At 72.5% G+C, this 16,524-nt stretch carries 14 protein-coding genes; all 14 read left to right on the forward strand.

From position 1 onward, the window contains the following. The first annotated feature begins 4 nt into the window (after window positions 1-4). The 14 genes from IT347_13490 (at window position 5) to IT347_13555 (ending at window position 16,514) form a co-directional block, all read left to right on the forward strand. On the forward strand, window positions 5-781 hold the full coding sequence (locus tag IT347_13490) for a class I SAM-dependent methyltransferase (protein MCC6350593.1): 777 nt from the start codon (window positions 5-7) through the stop codon (window positions 779-781). Then, complete coding sequence (locus IT347_13495; protein ID MCC6350594.1) at window positions 778-1,899, forward strand: glycosyltransferase family 4 protein; 1,122 nt, start codon at window positions 778-780, stop codon at window positions 1,897-1,899. Before IT347_13490 ends, IT347_13495 begins: the two co-directional genes overlap by 4 nt. Next, window positions 1,896-2,894, forward strand: coding sequence for a flippase-like domain-containing protein (locus IT347_13500; GenBank protein MCC6350595.1), 999 nt, complete (start codon window positions 1,896-1,898; stop codon window positions 2,892-2,894). Before IT347_13495 ends, IT347_13500 begins: the two co-directional genes overlap by 4 nt. After that, window positions 2,891-5,620 carry a DUF2723 domain-containing protein gene (locus IT347_13505; protein ID MCC6350596.1) on the forward strand — a complete coding sequence of 910 codons (2,730 nt, stop codon included), beginning with the start codon at window positions 2,891-2,893 and terminating at the stop codon, window positions 5,618-5,620. The genes IT347_13500 and IT347_13505 overlap by 4 nt, the downstream gene beginning before the upstream one ends. Before the next feature lie 284 nt (window positions 5,621-5,904). Continuing rightward, window positions 5,905-6,858 (forward strand): NAD-dependent epimerase/dehydratase family protein, encoded by a 954-nt coding sequence (locus IT347_13510; protein MCC6350597.1) that lies wholly within the window; start codon window positions 5,905-5,907, stop codon window positions 6,856-6,858. Beyond that, entirely contained in the window at window positions 6,855-7,796 is a 942-nt protein-coding gene (locus IT347_13515; GenBank protein MCC6350598.1) for a glycosyltransferase family 2 protein, read from the forward strand. Before IT347_13510 ends, IT347_13515 begins: the two co-directional genes overlap by 4 nt. A gap of 2 nt (window positions 7,797-7,798) precedes the next feature. Continuing rightward, complete coding sequence (locus tag IT347_13520; GenBank protein MCC6350599.1) at window positions 7,799-8,488, forward strand: NTP transferase domain-containing protein; 690 nt, start codon at window positions 7,799-7,801, stop codon at window positions 8,486-8,488. Further along, window positions 8,485-9,525 (forward strand): GHMP kinase, encoded by a 1,041-nt coding sequence (locus IT347_13525; GenBank protein ID MCC6350600.1) that lies wholly within the window; start codon window positions 8,485-8,487, stop codon window positions 9,523-9,525. Before IT347_13520 ends, IT347_13525 begins: the two co-directional genes overlap by 4 nt. Before the next feature lie 13 nt (window positions 9,526-9,538). Then, on the forward strand, window positions 9,539-10,726 hold the full coding sequence (locus IT347_13530; GenBank protein ID MCC6350601.1) for a glycosyltransferase: 1,188 nt from the start codon (window positions 9,539-9,541) through the stop codon (window positions 10,724-10,726). Beyond that, on the forward strand, window positions 10,723-12,297 hold the full coding sequence (locus IT347_13535) for a hypothetical protein (GenBank protein ID MCC6350602.1): 1,575 nt from the start codon (window positions 10,723-10,725) through the stop codon (window positions 12,295-12,297). Before IT347_13530 ends, IT347_13535 begins: the two co-directional genes overlap by 4 nt. Further along, complete coding sequence (locus IT347_13540) at window positions 12,294-13,205, forward strand: glycosyltransferase family 2 protein (protein MCC6350603.1); 912 nt, start codon at window positions 12,294-12,296, stop codon at window positions 13,203-13,205. The genes IT347_13535 and IT347_13540 overlap by 4 nt, the downstream gene beginning before the upstream one ends. After that, a complete protein-coding gene (locus tag IT347_13545; GenBank protein MCC6350604.1) occupies window positions 13,202-14,065 on the forward strand; it encodes a class I SAM-dependent methyltransferase in 864 nt (287 codons plus the stop codon). Before IT347_13540 ends, IT347_13545 begins: the two co-directional genes overlap by 4 nt. Next, window positions 13,999-15,075 (forward strand): glycosyltransferase, encoded by a 1,077-nt coding sequence (locus tag IT347_13550; GenBank protein ID MCC6350605.1) that lies wholly within the window; start codon window positions 13,999-14,001, stop codon window positions 15,073-15,075. Before IT347_13545 ends, IT347_13550 begins: the two co-directional genes overlap by 67 nt. Then, window positions 15,072-16,514, forward strand: coding sequence for an oligosaccharide flippase family protein (locus IT347_13555; protein MCC6350606.1), 1,443 nt, complete (start codon window positions 15,072-15,074; stop codon window positions 16,512-16,514). Before IT347_13550 ends, IT347_13555 begins: the two co-directional genes overlap by 4 nt. The last annotated feature ends 10 nt before the right edge of the window (window positions 16,515-16,524 follow it).

Genomic DNA, 16,524 nt, shown 5'->3' on the forward strand with positions numbered 1-16,524 from the left:
CCGTTTGGCGCGCGAGTCCACCCTCGACCACTGGGAGTCCTACTGGAAGGGGCACCAGGCCGACATCCACGACACGTACTCGACGGGCGGGCGGCTCGTGCGCGAGGTGCTCGCCGACGGTCCGGTCGAAGGCCGCGTCGTGATGGAGATCGGCGCCGGCTCCGGCCGCGACCTGATCGCGCTCGCGAAGCTCGGGGCCCGCGGCGTCGTGCTGGACTACTCGCCCGCCTCGCTGGCGGTGGTGCGGCAGGTGGCCGCCGCGCAGGGCGTCCCGGTCCTGTTGGTGCAGGCCGACGCCACGCGCATGCCCTTCCGGGACGGCGCCATTGACGTCTCGTTCCACCAGGGCCTGCTCGAGCACTTCCGCGATCCCATGCCGCTGCTGCGCGAGAACGCGCGCGTGACGGCCCGAGGCGGGCGGATGATCGTGGACGTTCCGCAGACCTTCCACGCCTACACGCTGATGAAGAACGCGCTGATCCTCGCGAACCGGTGGTTCGCGGGCTGGGAGACGCAGTTCACTCCCGCTCAGCTCGAGCGCCTGTGCGCGGCCACCGGCCTGGACGTGGTCCGCACCTACGGGGACTGGATGGTGCCGGGGCTCGGCTACCGCGTCGTGCGCGAGGTCCTGAAGCGCGGCCTCGGCCTGCGGCTGCCGCTGCATCCGCGCGGACCGGCCTTCTGGTCGAACGGCTGGGAGTCCGTGCGCGCGAGGCTCCGCCGGCGGCGCTGGGCGCTGTGGACCTGCCACGTCATCGGCACGGTGGCGCGCCGGCGATGAGCGCTGCGCGTCGCCTGCTGGCCGTCAACTTCCGCGACCCCGCCCACCCGGAGGCGGGCGGCGCCGAACTGCACCTCGAGGAGATCCTGCTCGAGGCGGTGCGGCGCGGATGGGACGTCACCTGGCTGGCGAGCGCCTTTCGCGGCGCGCCGCCCGAGGGCGAGCACCGCGGCATGCGAATCGTGCGGCGCGGCGACTGGTGGAGCTTCAACCTCGCGGTGCCGCGCGTGCTGGCGCGCGAGTTCGGCGGCGCGCGCACGCCGGAGTTGGTGATCGAGGACATCAACAAGGTGCCGTGCTTCACGGCGCAGTGGACGAAGGCCCCGGTCGCGGTGATCGTGCCGCACCTGTTCGGCGTCACCGCCTTCCAGGAGGCGAACGCCGCGATCGCCACGTACGTGGTCGCGCTCGAGCGGCTGATTCCCGCCGCCTACCGCGGCTCGCGCTTCCTGGCGATCTCCGAGAGCACGCGCGACGACCTCGTCGCGCGCGGCGTGCCGGCCGGGCGCGTGACGGTCGTGCACTGCGGCATGAACCACGAGCGCTACACCCCCGACCCTTCGGTCGCCAAGGCGGCCGAACCGACGCTGGTGTTCGTCGGCCGCCTGCGACGCTACAAGGGCCTCGACTGGGTGCTGCGAGCGCTGCCGCGCGTGCGCGCGAAGTTCCCTTCCCTGCGCCTCGACGTGATCGGCGACGGACCGTGGCAGGCGGATCTCGAGCGCCGGACGCGGGCTGCGGGGCTCGCGGAAACGGTCCGCTTCCACGGCTTCCTGCCGCCGTCCGAAAAAGTCCGCCGCCTGCGCGAGGCGTGGGCGCTGATCCAGCCGAGCCCCAAGGAGGGCTGGGGCCTGACGGTGATCGAAGCGGGCGCGTGCGGAACCGCGGTGGTCGCCGCCGACAGCCCGGGGCTGCGCGACTCGGTGCGACGCGACGAGACCGGCCTGCTCGTGCCCTACGGCGACGACGCGGCGCTGGCCGGCGCGCTGGAACGCGTGCTCGGCGACGCCGGCCTGCGCGCGCGGCTGGCGGACGCGGGCGTGCGCTGGGCCGCGGGATTCCGCTGGGACGACTGCGCGCGGCGGTCGCTCGACGCGCTCACCGGGGAGGGCGCGTGAGCGGGCCCGGCCGGCCGTCGCCGAAAACCGCCCTGCTGCTCGGCGCGAAGGTCGTGCTGTCCCTCGGGCTCTTCGCCTGGCTGTTCCGCAAGATCGACTGGTCGCAGGTGGACTCGATCCGGCACGCGCGCCTCGAGTGGCTGGCCGTCGCGTTCGGGCTGATGCTGGCGAGCAACGTGCTCGGCTCCTACCAGTGGAGCCGGCTGCTTCGCGGCGCGGGCATCGGTCTGCCCTTCTGGAAGGTGTGCGCCTACTACCACGTCGGACTTTTCTTCAACAACTTCCTGCCCGCGAACGTCGGCGGCGACTTCGCGCGCGTCATGGACGCGTCACGCACGACCGGCTCGCGCGCGACCTCGTTCTCGACCGTGCTGCTCGACCGCATGATCGGCACCGTCACGCTCGCCGGGCTCGCGGTCGTGACGACCCTTCCGGCCATTGACCACTTTCACCTCGGCGTCGTCTATGCCGGGCTGCTGTTCGTGTTCGTCGCCTCGGGGATGCTGCTGTGGGCGATCTTTCATCCGCGGTCGCTCGCCACCGTCGAGCGGCTGCTGTCGGGCCTGGGGCTGGGCCGGCTCAAGCCCGCGCTGGACGAGCTCGCCGACCGGCTGCAGGGGTTCCGGCACCAGCGGCGACTCTTCATGGAGTTGTTCATCGTCGCGCTGATCGTGCAGGTCATGCGCGTCGGCGTGCACGTCCTGACCGCCCGCGCGCTCGGGCTGGCCGTGCCCGCCGCCTACTTCTTCCTTTTCGTGCCGTTGCTCGCGGTGATAGTGTCCCTGCCCATCTCGTTGAACGGCATCGGTGTGCGCGAAGCGGCGGGAATCCAGTTGTTCGGCCTGGTCGGCCTTTCCCCGGGTCGCGCCTTCTCGTTGCAGTTCACGACCTACCTCGTCGCCGTCGCGGTCAGCCTGATCGGAGGAGTGGTGTTCCTCGTGCGCATCCCGCACCGCCGTGCCGAAGCCCGGAGCAGCCGGAGGCTCCCCGAATGAACCTGAAGTCGCGTGTGCCGGCGATCGCGGGGCTGTTCGTGCTCGCCGCGACGCTGTTCGCCTACTTCAAGACGCTCACGCCCACGGTGCCCTTCTGGGACGCGGGCGAGTTCATCGCCGTATCGCGCATCCTCGGAATCCCGCACCCGCCGGGCACGCCGTTCTACGTCCTGATCGGACGCATCTTCACGATGCTTCCGTGGGGAACGACCGCGCAGCAGGTCAACGCGCTCTCGGCCGTCGCCGGCGCGCTGGCGGTGTTCATCAGCTATCTCGCGATCCTGCGGCTCGCGCGCCGCGCCTTCGGCGAGTCGCGCGAGGACTGGCAGGAGTGGGCGGCGATCGGCGGCGCGGTGTGCGGCGCGCTGATGCTCGCCTTCAGCGACGGCTTCTGGGAGAACTCGGTCGAGGCCGAGGTCTACCAGCTCATGAGCCTGGCGCAGATCCTCGTCTTCTGGCTCGGCCTGCGATGGTGGGAGGCGCACGACCGCCGGCCCACGGTCGGCCCGCTGCTGCTCGCCACCTACCTGATGTGGCTGTCCGTCGGCCTCCACCTCGGGGTCGGAGTCATGGGCGCGCCGCTGATCGTGCTGGTCGCGTTCGTGGACTGGAAGGTCGCGATCCTGTTCGCGATGCCGTTCCTCTCGCTGCTGCGCGTGCCGGCGGGCCTCGAGAAGATGGCGGGCGCGGTGCTCGTGCTGGGCATCGCCCAGATCGTCTGGTTCGGGTTCCAGCGCAAGCTGCCCGGCTGGCTGGTGCTGCTGAGCGCCGCCGCGGGACTGTGGGGGGTCCGCTACGCGGCCTCCGACGCGAACTTCACCCCGGCCGCGGCGCTCGCCTCGGTCGCGTCGCTCGTCGTGCCGTGGCTGTGGATGTCGCGCAGGCATCGCGAGGGCCGCGTGCTCCTGCTCGCGCTCTTCCTGATGGTGGCGGGCTACTCGACGCACCTCTACCTGCCGATCCGCGCGGCCCAGCATCCGGCGATCAACGAGGGCGCGCCCGCGACCTGGGACAAGCTGCGCGACCTGCTCGAACGCAAGCAGTACGGCGAGATGAACATGACCGACTCCGACGGGGACGGCGTCTTCGACCGCCGCGGCATGACGTCGTTCTCGCGCATCGCCGACATCCAGCTCAACAAGGAGTTCTGGCGCTACTTCCGCCGCCAGTGGCTGCTGTTCGGCGGCGACGACTGGGACGCGGTCGAGTACTACGGCGCGACGCGCGCCAACGGCGACGTGCTCGGCGGGCTCGACTACGCGCGGCGGCTGCTGTTTCCGCCGGGCGCGATCGTGCCGTTGCTGCTCGGCCTCGCCGGGGCGCTGTGGCAGGCGCGCCGCGACCCGCGCCGCGGGTTCCTGTTCAATCTCGCGTTCTTCGGGCTCAACACCGCCGGCCTGATCGTGTTCCTCAACTTCAGCGACCACGAGGTGCGCCAGCGCGACTACTTCTTCCAGAGCGGCTATCACGCCTACACGCTGTGGATCGGGCTCGGGGCGGTGTGGCTGATCGGCTGGGTGCGCGAGTCCTTCGCCGACGGTGGCCTGCGGCGCTGGGCGACGTGGGGCACGCTCGCGCTGATGGTGGCGATGCCGTTCCAGTTGATGCGCAACATGTGGTTCACGCACGACCGCTCGGGCAACTACATCGCCCGCGACTACGCGTACAACATGCTCGCCCCGCTGGCGCCGAACTCGTTCATGTTCACCAACGGCGACAACGACACCTTCCCGCTCTGGTACATCCAGCAGGTCGAGGGCTTCCGCAAGGACGTGCGGATCGTCAACCTGAGCCTGCTCAACACCGACTGGTACATCCGCCAGCTTCGCGACGAGCCGCCGAAGCTCCCGGTCGTGCTCGACGACGCGACCATCGACCAGCTCGGGCTCGGGGCGATTCGCGACCCGCAGACGGGACGCGTCATCTACACCAACGAGTTCATGGTCCACCACCTGCTGCAGGAGGACCGCAATCCCGACGGCAGCTGGAAGCGCCAGCCCTATTTCGCGGTCACGGTTCCCGAGCACTACGGCTACGACAACCTGTTTTCGCTGCAGGGCCTGGTCTACGAGGTGAAGTCGGATTCGACGATGGCCGGGCTCGACGTGGCGGCGACCACGAAGGCGCTCTACAAGACCTTCCTCTACCGCGGGCTGTTCACGGCCGACGGGTCGTGGGACCCGCGCGTGTACAAGGACGAGAACTCCGAGACGCTGTCGCGCAACTACGCGGCCGCGCACCTGCAGCTGGCGCTTTACTACCGGCGCACAGGCGACCTGCCGAAGGCGATCTCCGAGATGGAGCGCATCACCCGGATGTTTCCGAACTTCCCCGAGATCCACACGCCGCTCGGCCTCTTCTACATGGAGTCCGGGGACACGGCGAAGGCGTTCGGCTTCTACGAACAGCTCGCGAAGCGCTTCCCGGGCAGCCCCGAGGCGCGCTACTACTGGGGCGCGACGCTGGCGATGGAGCGGCGCATGGACGAGGCGATCCGTGAGTTCGAAATGGCGGTGCAGCTCGACCCGACCTACGCTCAGGCGTATTACGGCCTGTACACGAGCCTGCGGCAGATGGGCAACCGCGAGGCGGCCATCGCGGTGTTGCAGCGCTGGCTCACGAACGTCCCGAACGATCCGCAGGCGTCGGGCCTGCTGCAGGCCGAGCGCGGATTCGACGCGTCGCAGGCGCCGACCCGGCGGCCTCCGACGGTGCCGGTGCCCTAGGTTCTGTCTGAGAACGCCCCGCGGCGCCGCGGTCCCGGGAATGGCCGTCGCGCAAGGAGCGAGGAGGACACGAGAGTTGATCCCTCTGTGGACGACGAGCAACGCGGCCCGACGGCCATTCCCGGGACCGCCCTTCGGGTTGCGGGCGGCGGCGGCACGGTCGCCGCGTCACGCCTCCTCGACAGGGGGCACACCCTCGTCTCGTCGGCGTTCCTTGCGACCGTGCCACCGGCGCCCGCAACGGCACCGCGCGGCGTTCTCGGACAGAACCTAGGAGGAAGCGCGTGGCGACCCATGCCCTGGTGACGGGAGCGGCGGGCTTCATCGGTTCGACGCTCGCCGAGCGGCTGCTCGCGGACGGCGTCCGGGTCACCGGCGTGGACTGCTTCACGGACTACTACGATCCCGCGCTCAAGCGCCGCAACCTCGAGGCCGCCGCTTCGCACCCGGCCTACCGGCTGCTCGAGCTGGACCTGGGAGCGGCCGACCTCGGTGCGCTGCCCGACGTGGACGTCGTCTTCCACCAGGCGGCGCAGGCCGGCGTACGGGCGTCGTGGGGGCGGGAATTCACCTCGTACGTGCATCACAACGTGCTCGCCACCCAGCGGCTGCTCGAGCGCTACCGCGACGCGAAGCTCGATCGCTTCGTCTACGCCTCCTCGTCGTCCGTTTACGGCGATGCCGAGCGCTATCCGACCGACGAGACGCTCCTGCCGAGGCCGTTCTCGCCGTACGGCGTGACCAAGCTGGCGGGGGAGCATCTGGTGCTGCTCTACGGCCGCAATTTCGGCATGAACGTCGCGGCGCTGCGCTACTTCACGGTCTACGGCCCGCGCCAGCGCCCCGACATGGCGTTCCACCGCTTCTGCCGGGCCCTGCTGCGCGACGAGGAGATCGTCGTCTACGGTGACGGGCGCCAGTCCCGTGACTTCACCTTCATCAGCGACGCCATCGAGGCGAACGTGCGGGCCTGGCGGAGCAGCGCGCCGCAGGGCGTGTACAACGTCGGCGGCGGCTCGCAGGTCGAGGTCCTCGAGGCGATCGAGGTGCTGGCCGGCGCGCTCGGCGCGAAGGCGAAGCTGCGCTTCGAACCGCGCCCGCCCGGCGATCCGCTGCGCACCCGCGCCGACGCCGCGCGGCTGCAGGCCGACCTCGGCTACGCGACGCGCATCGCCATCGCCGACGGGCTCGCCGCCGAGGCGGCGTGGGCGCGCGGTCTTTACGGGGCGAAGGCGTGAGCGCGGCGCCGCGCATCTCGGCCGTGGTTCCCGCCTACAACGAGGCCGAGAGCCTGGCGAAGCTGCACGAGGAGCTGGTCGCGGGGCTCGATGCGCTCGGCATGCCGTGGGAGATCGTGTACGTGGACGACGGCTCGCGGGACGGTTCCGAGGCGTTGTACGAACGGCTGTGCGCCGCCGACCCGCGCGTGCGGGCGATCCTGCTGCGCCGCAACTTCGGCAAGTCGGCGGCGCTCGCGACCGGCTTCCGCGCCGCGCGCGGAGAACTGGTCGCGACGCTCGACGCCGACCTGCAGGACGATCCGGCCGAGCTGCCGCGGCTGCTGGCGGCGCTCGAGAACGGGCTCGACCTCGTCTCGGGCTGGAAGGTCAAACGCCACGACCCGATCACCAAGACGCTGCCGAGCAAGCTGTTCAACGCCGTGACCTCGCGGGTCGCGGGCATCCGGCTGCACGACTTCAACTGCGGCTTCAAGCTCTACCGCCGCGAAGTGGTGGAGGCGATCGAGGTCTACGGCGAACTGCACCGCTTCATGCCGGCGCTGGCGCACTGGCGCGGCTTCCGCGTCGGCGAGCTGGGCGTGAACCACCGGGCGCGTCGCTTCGGGCGCTCCAAATTCGGCGCCGCCCGGTTCGTGAACGGCTTTCTCGACCTGCTCGCCGCCGCCTTCATCTCGACCTCGGCGCTCAAGCCGCTGCACGTCTTCGGGCGCATCGGCGTGCTGTTCCTCGCCATCGGCCTGGGGCTCGGCGTGTGGTTCACCGCCCAGTGGCTGCACGGCGACCCGCTGCGCGTCCGGCCGCTCATGCTGTTCGCCGCGGCCTGCGTGCTGCTCGCCATCCAGTTCATCCTCATGGGGCTGCTGGGCGAGATGATCGCGCACCAGGCCGCGCGCGCCGACTATCCCGTGCGCAAGCGCTTCAACCTGGACTCCTGACCGTGAAGGCGTTCGTGCTCGCCGGCGGACTCGGGACCCGGCTCAAGCCCCGCTTCGGCGACCTGCCCAAGCCGCTCGCCCCGCTCGGTGGCCGCCCGTTCCTGGCGCGCCAGCTCGAGTGGCTGAGGGACCGTGGCGTGGCCCGTGCGGTGATCCTGGCCGGCTACGGCGCCGGGCAGCTGCGCGAAGCGCTCGGCGACGGCGCCGCGCTGGGCGTCTCGCTCGAATACTCGGTCGAGAGCGAGCCCCTCGGCACCGGCGGCGCTCTGCGCCTGGCGGCGCCGTTCGTGGACGGCCCGGCGCTGGTCGTCAACGGCGACACGCTCGGCGAATGCGACCCGTGGGTGCTGGAGCGCGACCGCTGGGAGAGGGGCGCGCTCGGCGCGGTGGCGCTCTACCGCGTGCAGGATGCGGGCGCGCGCGGCCGGGTCGAGCACGCCGGCGGGCGGGTGTCGCGGTTCGTCGAGAAGGACGCGGCGTTTCGCGGGCCGGCGTGGGTGAACGGCGGCCAGTACGCGTTCTCGCCCGCGCTCTGGCGCCACCTGCCCGCCGGCGTGTCGTCGCTCGAGCGCGACGTGCTGCCCGGGCTCGCGGCGCGCGGCCTGCTGGCCGGCAGCGAGGTCGAGGGCAGGTTCTGGGACATCGGCACCCCCGAGGACCACGCGCGCGCCGAGCGGGAGCTTTCCGCGTGAGCCCGACGACCGCGCCCGGCCGCTACTACCGCGCCCGCGCGCCGCTTCGGATTTCGTTCTGTGGCGGCGGCACCGACGTCTCGCCCTACCCGGAGGAGCACGGCGGCTGCGTGCTGTCGGCGACGATCAACCACTATGCGTACGCTTCGCTGCGCCCGCGCCGCGACTCGCGGCTCACGCTCGCGAGCCTCGACTACGACCTGGTCGCCAAGTACGACCACCCGCGGCGGCTCAAGTTCGACGGCCAGCTCGACCTTCTCAAGGCGGCGGTCCGGGCGCTGCGCGTGAAACGCGGCGCCGACCTGTGGACGCATTCCGACGCGCCGCCGGGCTCGGGGCTCGGGGCGTCGAGCACGATGATGGTCGCGCTGCTCGGCGTGCTGCGCGAGTGGCTGAAGGTCGAACTGACCCCGTACGAGGTCGCCGAGCTCGCCTACCGCGTCGAGCGCGTGGATCTCCGGCTGGCCGGCGGACGGCAGGACCAGTACGCGGCGGCGTTCGGCGGTTTCAATTTCATCGAGTTCAATCCCGACGGCACGGTGGTGACGCCGCTCAAGCTGCGCCGCGAGAACCTCGAGGAGCTCGAGTACCGGCTGCTGCTCTGCTACATGGGGCAGACGCGACAGTCGGCGAAGATCATCGAGCGGCAGACGAAGTCCTACCGCAGCGGCCGGCGCGAGACGGTGGCGGCGCTCGACGCCCTCAAGGCGCAGGCGCACGAAATGAAGCGCGCGCTGCTGCTCGGCGCGATCGACGGCTTCGGCGAGCTGCTGCACCGCGCCTGGGAGCACAAGAAGCGGCTCGACGAGGGCATCTCGAACCCGCACGTGGACCGGCTCTACGACGTCGCGCGGCGGGAGGGCGCGCTCGGCGGCAAGATGACGGGGGCGGGCGGCGGCGGCTACTTCCTGTTCCTGACGCGCTTCGACCGGCGCCACCGGGTCGCGGCCGCGCTCGAGAAGCACGGCGGCCAGGTCGTGCCGTTCCAGTTCGAGGCGCGCGGCGTGACCTCGTGGTCGGTCTCGCGCGGCCGCTGAGGGCGCACCGCTCGTGAGCGCGCGCGCCTCGCAGGACGCGACGGGGACCCCGCCGGCGCGGCGCGTCGGCCTGCTCGGCCCGCTGCATCCGTGGCGGGGCGGGCTCGCGCAGTACCTGGGCCTGCTCGGCGAGGCGCTCGCACCGCTGGCGCAGGTGCGCGCGGTGACCTTCACGCGCCAGTACCCCGGCTTCCTGTTTCCCGGCAGCAGCCAGCTCGATCCGGACGCGCCGCGGCCGAGCTTCCCGGTCGAGGCGCAGCTCGATTCGATCGGCCCGTGGACCTGGGGCCGGGCGGCCCGGACGCTCGACGCGTTCGCGCCGGGCGCGATCGTGCTCAAGTGGTGGATGCCATTCTTCGCCCCGTCGTTCGCGAGCTCGGTCGCGCGCGCGCGCCGCCGCGGCAGCCGCGTCGTGCTGGTGTGCGACAACCTGGTGGCGCACGAACCGCGCTTCTACGACGCGTTGTGCACGCGCTGGATGCTGCGCGAGTCCGACGGCTACCTCGTCATGTCGGACGCCGTCGAGCGCGACCTCGACCGGCTCAAGCCCGGCGCGCCGCGGCGACGCGTTCCGCACCCGTTCTACGCGCAGTTCGACCGCGGTCGCTTCACCCGCGAGAGCGCCCGCGCGAAGCTGGGGCTGGCGGGCGACGTGGCGCTGTTCTTCGGCTACGTTCGTCACTACAAGGGGCTCGACACGCTGCTCGCCGCGTGGCCGCGGGTGCGCGAGCGCCGCCCGGGCGCGACGCTGGTGGTGGCCGGCGAGTTCTACGAGAAGGCCGAACCCTACGAGGCGCTGGCCAGGGCCGCGGGAGAGGGGGCGGTGCGGATGCTCGATCGCTACATTCCGGACGACGAGGTCGAGGCGCTGTTCCGCGCCGCCGACGTCACCGTGCTGCCGTACCGCAGCGCGACGCAGAGCGGGGTCACGCACGTCGCCTACGCGCTCGGCTGCCCGGTGATCGCGACCCGCGTGGGCGGCATCGCCGAGACGGTGCGCGACGGCGAGACCGGACTGACCGCGCCCCCCGAGGACCCGGCGGCGCTCGCCGACGCGATCGTCCGCTTCTTCGCGGGCAGCCTCGGCGCCGGGATGGCCCCGCACCTGGCGAAGCTGCGGGCCGAGCACTCGTGGGAGGCGCTCGCGGCCTCGACCGTCGGGCTCGTGGACGAGCTGCGGCCGGCGAGGGGATGGGCGTGAAGGACCGCGCCCCGCTCCGGCGCACGGCGAAGCTCCTCGCGCTCGCGGCGCTGCTCGTGTACGCCGTCAGCGGCGGCGGCCGCATCACCGGCAGCGACGAGGTGACGATGTACGACCTCTCGCGCGCCCTGCTGCGCGGCGGCATCGCGGTGCCCGAAGGGGCGACGCTGCGCGGACCCGACGGACGCTTCTACAGCAAGAACAACGCGGGTCAGGCGATGCTCGCGGCGCCGTTCGTGGCGGCCGGCGAGGCGGCGGCCGCTGTCTCCGGTCTGCCTCCGCAGCGTGCCGAACTGGCGTCGCGGTTCGTCGCCTCGTTCTTCAACGCCTTCGTGTGCGCCTTGCTGGTGGCGGCGCTGTACGCGTTCGCGCGCCGGCTCGGCGCGACGCCGGGCGCGTCGTTCGCGGCCGCCGTGCTGCTCGGCTTCACGACACCGCTGTGGGTGTACGCGAAGAGCTTCATGGCCGAGCCGCTCGAAGCGCTCGGCCTGCTGCTGGCGCTCGGCAACGCCGCGCTCGCCTCGGCGGGCGGCGCTCAGCCCCTGCCCGACGAGCGCCGCCGCCTGATCCACGCCGGGCTCGGCGGCTTCCTCGCGGTCTCGGCCAAGGCGAGCATGCTGCCGCTGGTGCTGGTCGCCTTCGCGGCGCTCGGGCGGGAGCGGCCCTCGCGATGGCTCGTGCCGCTGGCCGGTGTCGCCCTCGCCGCCGCGGGGCACCTCGCCTACAACGTCGCGCGCTTCGGCAACCCGCTCGAGAGCGGTTACGGCGCGCAGGCCTCGGCCGCGGCGTTCACGACCCCGCTGCTCGTCGGCCTGTACGGGCTGCTGCTGTCCTCCGGCAAGGGCGTGCTGTGGTTCGCTCCGGCCGTGTGGCTGGCCCCCGCCGGTGTCGCCGAGATGACGCGCTCCCGTTCCCACTCCGGAGAAGCCCGCCACGGCGGCCCGGCGCGCCGCGCCGGCAGGGCCGCGGTCGCGATGTGGGCCGTGGCGCTGCTCCAGTTCGGGACCTTCCAGCACTGGGCGGGAGACGGCTCGTGGGGACCGCGCTACCTGGTGCCGCTGCTGCCGCCCGCGCTGCTGGCGGTGGCGTTCGCGCTCACCGCCGCGACGCGCGCGCGCCGCCGGGCGGCGTGGGCCCTGGGGATCGCCGGGCTGCTCGTCACGCTCGGCGGCGTCGGCATCCACTACGGGGCCGAGATGCGGGAGGTCGGCGACTATCCCTACACGACCGCGCTCGACGATCCGCGTTTCATGGAGGCGAGCCACTTCAATCCGCGCTTCAGCCCGATCGCGGTGCACTGGCGCATGCTGGCCGACAACATCACCGCTCACCTGCACGGCGATCTGCCGGTCCTCGGCTCGGGAGGGCCGGTGGATCCGCGCCTCGGCATCTCGGCGACGGACCAGCACGCCCTGCTGCGCGCGATCGACGTCTGGTGGCTGTACGCGCGCTACGCCGGGCTGCCCGGGTGGCCGCTCGCGCTCGCCGCGATCGTGCTCGCCGCCGCCGCGGCGGGCGCCGGGGCCGCCGCGCTCGGCGCGCTCGCGCGGGAGCGCGCGCACCCGGTATGAAGACGCTCGTGGTCGTCGTGCTCGGCTGGAACGGCCTCGCGCTCACGCGCGCGACCCTCGATTCGCTGGCGCGCTGCCGCGTGCCGCGGGGCTGGAGCGCGCGGGTGATGGTGGTGGACAACGGCTCGACGGACGGCTCGCCCGCGGCGATCGCCGCCGAATACCCGGGCGTCGAGCTGCTCGCGCTGCCCGCGAACCGCCGCTTCGCCGGCGGCAACAACGCCGGGCTCGCGCGCGCGCTCGAGAGCGGGGCGGACGCCGTCATGCTGCTCAACAACGACGTGCAGGCCGATCCGGCGCTGTACGAAAAGCTCCTGGCGGCGCTCGAGGAGGACCCGCGCGCGGGGGCCGCCGCGCCGCTCATCTACCACGCGGCTCCCGGAAACCTCATCTGGTACGCGGGCGGGCGCTGCGTGCCCGCGCTCGCGCACACCTCGCACCGCGCGATCCGTCAGCGGGATCACGGGCAGTTCCGCTCCATCGAGCCGACGGGCTACCTGACCGGCTGCTGCCTGCTGGCGACCGCCGGGGCGTGGCGAAAGGTGGGGCCGCTGGACGAGGGCTACTTCATCTACGCCGAGGACGCCGACTGGTCGTTGCGCGCGCGCGCGGCCGGCTACCGGCTGCTGTTCGTGCCCACCGCCCGCCTGTGGCACGAGGTGAGCGCGAGCAGCGGGGGGGCGGTGAACGCGTGGAAGATCTACCAGCGCCTGCGCGCCGGCGTCCGGCTGTGGTCGTTGCACGCGCGCGGCCTCGCCCGGCTCACCTGGGGACCCGCGTTCGTCGCGCAGCAGGCGCTGCTCTGGGTGGCGCTCCTCGGCCGCGGCCGGTTCGCCGCGGCGGCCGCGGTTCCCCGCGCGCTGCTCGACGCGCTCGCCGGCCGCGACCCGTCGCAGGTGCGGCCATGAGCGAAGCCGTCGCCCACCGGCCGCTGCGCGCGCCGCACGAGCCCCCGGTCTTCCTCCGCGAGGTGATCGAAGCGCTGCCCCTCGGGACGAGCGTGCTCGACGCCGGCTGCGGGCCGGGCTCGTGGCCCTACGCCGAGCGCCCCGACCTCGCGATCACCGGCTTCGACATCAAGTTTCCGCCCGGCCCCCCCGACCGCGCGACCACCCGCCGCGTCTTCCGCGGCGACCTCGCGCGGTTGCCGTTGCGGGACGGGAGCTTCGATCTCACGGTCTGCCACTACGTGCTCGAGCACGTCACCGAGCTCGAGGCGTGCTGTGACGAGCTGGTCCGCGTGACCCGGCCGGGAGGGACGCTCTACCTGTCGGTGCCGCGGGCGGCGGCGTTCGACGACCGGCTCTACCGCTTCGCCGGGTATTTCGCGAAGTACGCGCTGCTCAAGTTCGGCAAGCGCATCGAGCACCAGCAGCGCTTCGATCTGCGCGGCGTGCTCGGCCTCTTCCGCCGCCGCGGCATGGCGCTGACCGCGCACGCCTTCGTGCCGGCCGGCTTCTCGTGGATGAACGATCCGCGCACCAAGCCGCTGCAGGGCGCGTTCACCGAAACGCTCGCCGCGTTGCACCGCGGGACCGGTCTCGATCTGGCGAAGGACGCCAACTTCGTCCTGACGTTCGCGAAGGCCGGAACGACGCACGGCGCGACCGGCGCTCCGGGCGAAGCGCTGCCGGGAGCCCGGCGGGTCACGCACGTCTGCCGCGAGTGCGGGGAGCACGCGATCGTCGAGGCGGGCCGGCCATGGCCGCGGCGCTGGACCTGCCCGTGGTGCGGCAGGCCGAACCCGTTCGGGAGGCCGCGCCCGTGAAGGTCCTGCACGCGCCGTCCGAGATCGCCGGCCAGACGAGCATCCTCGCGCGCGCGCTGCGCGAGATCGGGGTCGAGGCCTGGTCGCTGGCGACCAACCCGACGTTCGCCGCGCACCGCGTGGACGAGATGCGGCCCTACGACGCGCGCGGCGCGCTGCCGCGCTACGCCGGCTACCTCGGGCTCACCGCGAAGCACCTGCTCCGCTGGGACGTCTATCACTTCCACTTCGGGCGGACGCTCATCCCGCCCCACAACTTCGACCTGCCGCTCTACCGCGCCCTCGGCAAGCGGATCGTCTTCCACTATCACGGCTGCGACATCCGCAACCGCGCGCACATGCTGGCCACGCACGTGCACTCGACGTGCGCGGAATGCTCGCCGCCGTTCTGCATCCCCGCGCGGCAGAAGCGCATCCTGCGCGAGGCCGCGAAGTACGCGGACGCCGAACTGGTCTCGACGCCCGACCTGCTGGAGTCGGCGCCGCGGGCCCGGCAGGTGCACGTGGCCGTCTGGCTGCCGGACTACACGCCGCAGCCGTTCCGCGAGACGCCGCGCCTGCTGCTGCACGCGCCGACGAACCGCGGCATCAAGGGCACACGCTACGTGGAGCGCGCGTTCGAGGCGCTCCGCCCGAAGTTTCCGGGCGTCGAGTTCCGCGTGGTCGAGAAGCTCGACTGGGCGGCCCTGCGGGTGGCGATGGGCGAATGCGACGTGTTCGTGGACCAGTTGCAGATGGGCTGGTACGGCATGGTGAGCGCCGAGGCGATGGCCCTCGGGCGCCCGACGATGGCCTACATCCGTCCCGACTTCGAGGCGCGCCTCGGCGACGGCCCGATCGTGCGCACCGGCGTCGAGACGCTGGCCGCCGACCTCGAGGCGCTGCTCCGCGACGCGCCGCGCCGGCGGGAACTGGGCGAGCGCTCGCGCGCCTACGTGGAACGCGAACACGATGCGCGCGTGATCGCCCGGCGACTGGTCGAGATCTACCGCGCCGCGGGGGCCCGTTGAGCGTCCGCGAGTCCCTCGCGCGCCTTTCGGGCGACTCGCTCGTCTACGGCTTCGGGCAGGTGAGCGGCAAGGCCGTGAACCTGCTGCTCGTGCCGGTGCTGACGCGCGTGCTGCTGCCGCAGCAGTACGGAGTCTCCGACCTCGTGATTTCGTACTCGGCGAGCGCGCTGCTGGTGCTGGTGTTCGGCATGGACGGCGCGCTGGCGCGCTTCTTCTACGAGCAGGACGGGCGCGCCTCGCGCGTGCGCATGGTTTCGTCGTCGTTCCTGTTCCGGATCGTCAGCGGCGGCGCGGTGGCGCTCGCCCTCGCGGCGTTCGCGACGCCGCTCGCCGAACGCGTGCTGGGCGGCGTCGTGTACGCGAAGTACCTGCGCATCGGCGCGGCCACGCTGCCGTTCACGCTGCTGGCGTTGTTCGCGAACGACGTGCTGCGCGTCACGTTCCAGCCGTGGAAATTCATCGCCCTCAACGTCACGCAGACGCTGCTCGTCGGCGGGCTGACGCTCTGGCTGGTGCTCGCGAAGGACCTCGGGGTCGCGGGCGTGCTCTACGGCAAGCTGTTCGGCGACGCGGCGGCCGCGCTCGCCGGCCTGGTGCTGTGCCGGCACAGCCTGCGGCCGGTGTTCGACCGGGCCCTGCTGCGCCGCATGCTGAGTTACGGCCTGCCGCTCGTGCCCGTGTCCCTCGCCTACGCGGTCATCGGCTTCGTGGACCGCGAGACGCTGCAGCGCACGGCTTCTCTCGACGCGGTCGGCGTCTACGCGGTGGCGATGAAGTTCTTCGCGGTGATCACCCTGGGCGTCTCGGCGTTCAATCTCGCGTTCGGGCCGTTCGCCTACGCGAAGGCGAACGAGGCGGACGCGCCGAAGCTGTACGCGCGGGTACTCGCCCTGTACGTCGGGCTCGCCTCGCTCGGGGCGCTGGTCACGGGGTTGTTCGCGCCCCTGATCGTCTCGCTGCTGGCGACGAAGGACTACGCCTCGGCGGCGCGTCCGGCGATGTGGCTCGCGTTTGCCGCGGTCGCGCAGGGCGCCTACTCTGTCGCGGCGCTCGGCATCAACCTGTCGCTCCGCACGCCGCTGCTGGGCGGGGCCGCGGGCGCGGCGGCGCTCGTCGCCATCGGCGCGAATCAGGCCCTGGTGCCGCGCCTGGGCGCCGAGGGCGCGGCGATCGCCACGTTCCTCGCGCACGCGACGTCCACCGTGCTCGTCTACCTGATCGCCCAGCGCGTCCGGCCCATGCCGTACCGGGGCGCGCGGCTGGGAGTGTTGTTCGCCGCGGCGCTGCTCGCCGGGCTCGCCGCGGTGCGCTGGGCGCCGCCGGGGCCGGCCGGGGTCGCGCTCAAGGCGGGGGCGGTGCTCGCGTGGGCGGGACTCGCGGTGGTCTTCGAGGTGTGGAAGGATCGCGGCGCCGTGCGGCACGGCGGCGCGAACGGCTGACCGGAGGGAC

This window comes from Candidatus Eisenbacteria bacterium (assembly GCA_020847735.1).
GTDB lineage: Bacteria > Eisenbacteria > RBG-16-71-46 > RBG-16-71-46 > RBG-16-71-46 > CAIXRL01.

Coding starts and splice junctions, on each gene's coding strand:
- IT347_13495 (MCC6350594.1), top strand. CDS start 778: ATGAGCGCTGCGCGTCGCCTGCTGGCCGTCAACTTCCGCGACCCCGCC.
- IT347_13505 (MCC6350596.1), top strand. CDS start 2,891: ATGAACCTGAAGTCGCGTGTGCCGGCGATCGCGGGGCTGTTCGTGCTC.
- IT347_13540 (MCC6350603.1), top strand. CDS start 12,294: ATGAAGACGCTCGTGGTCGTCGTGCTCGGCTGGAACGGCCTCGCGCTC.
- IT347_13545 (MCC6350604.1), top strand. CDS start 13,202: ATGAGCGAAGCCGTCGCCCACCGGCCGCTGCGCGCGCCGCACGAGCCC.
- IT347_13550 (MCC6350605.1), top strand. CDS start 13,999: ATGGCCGCGGCGCTGGACCTGCCCGTGGTGCGGCAGGCCGAACCCGTT.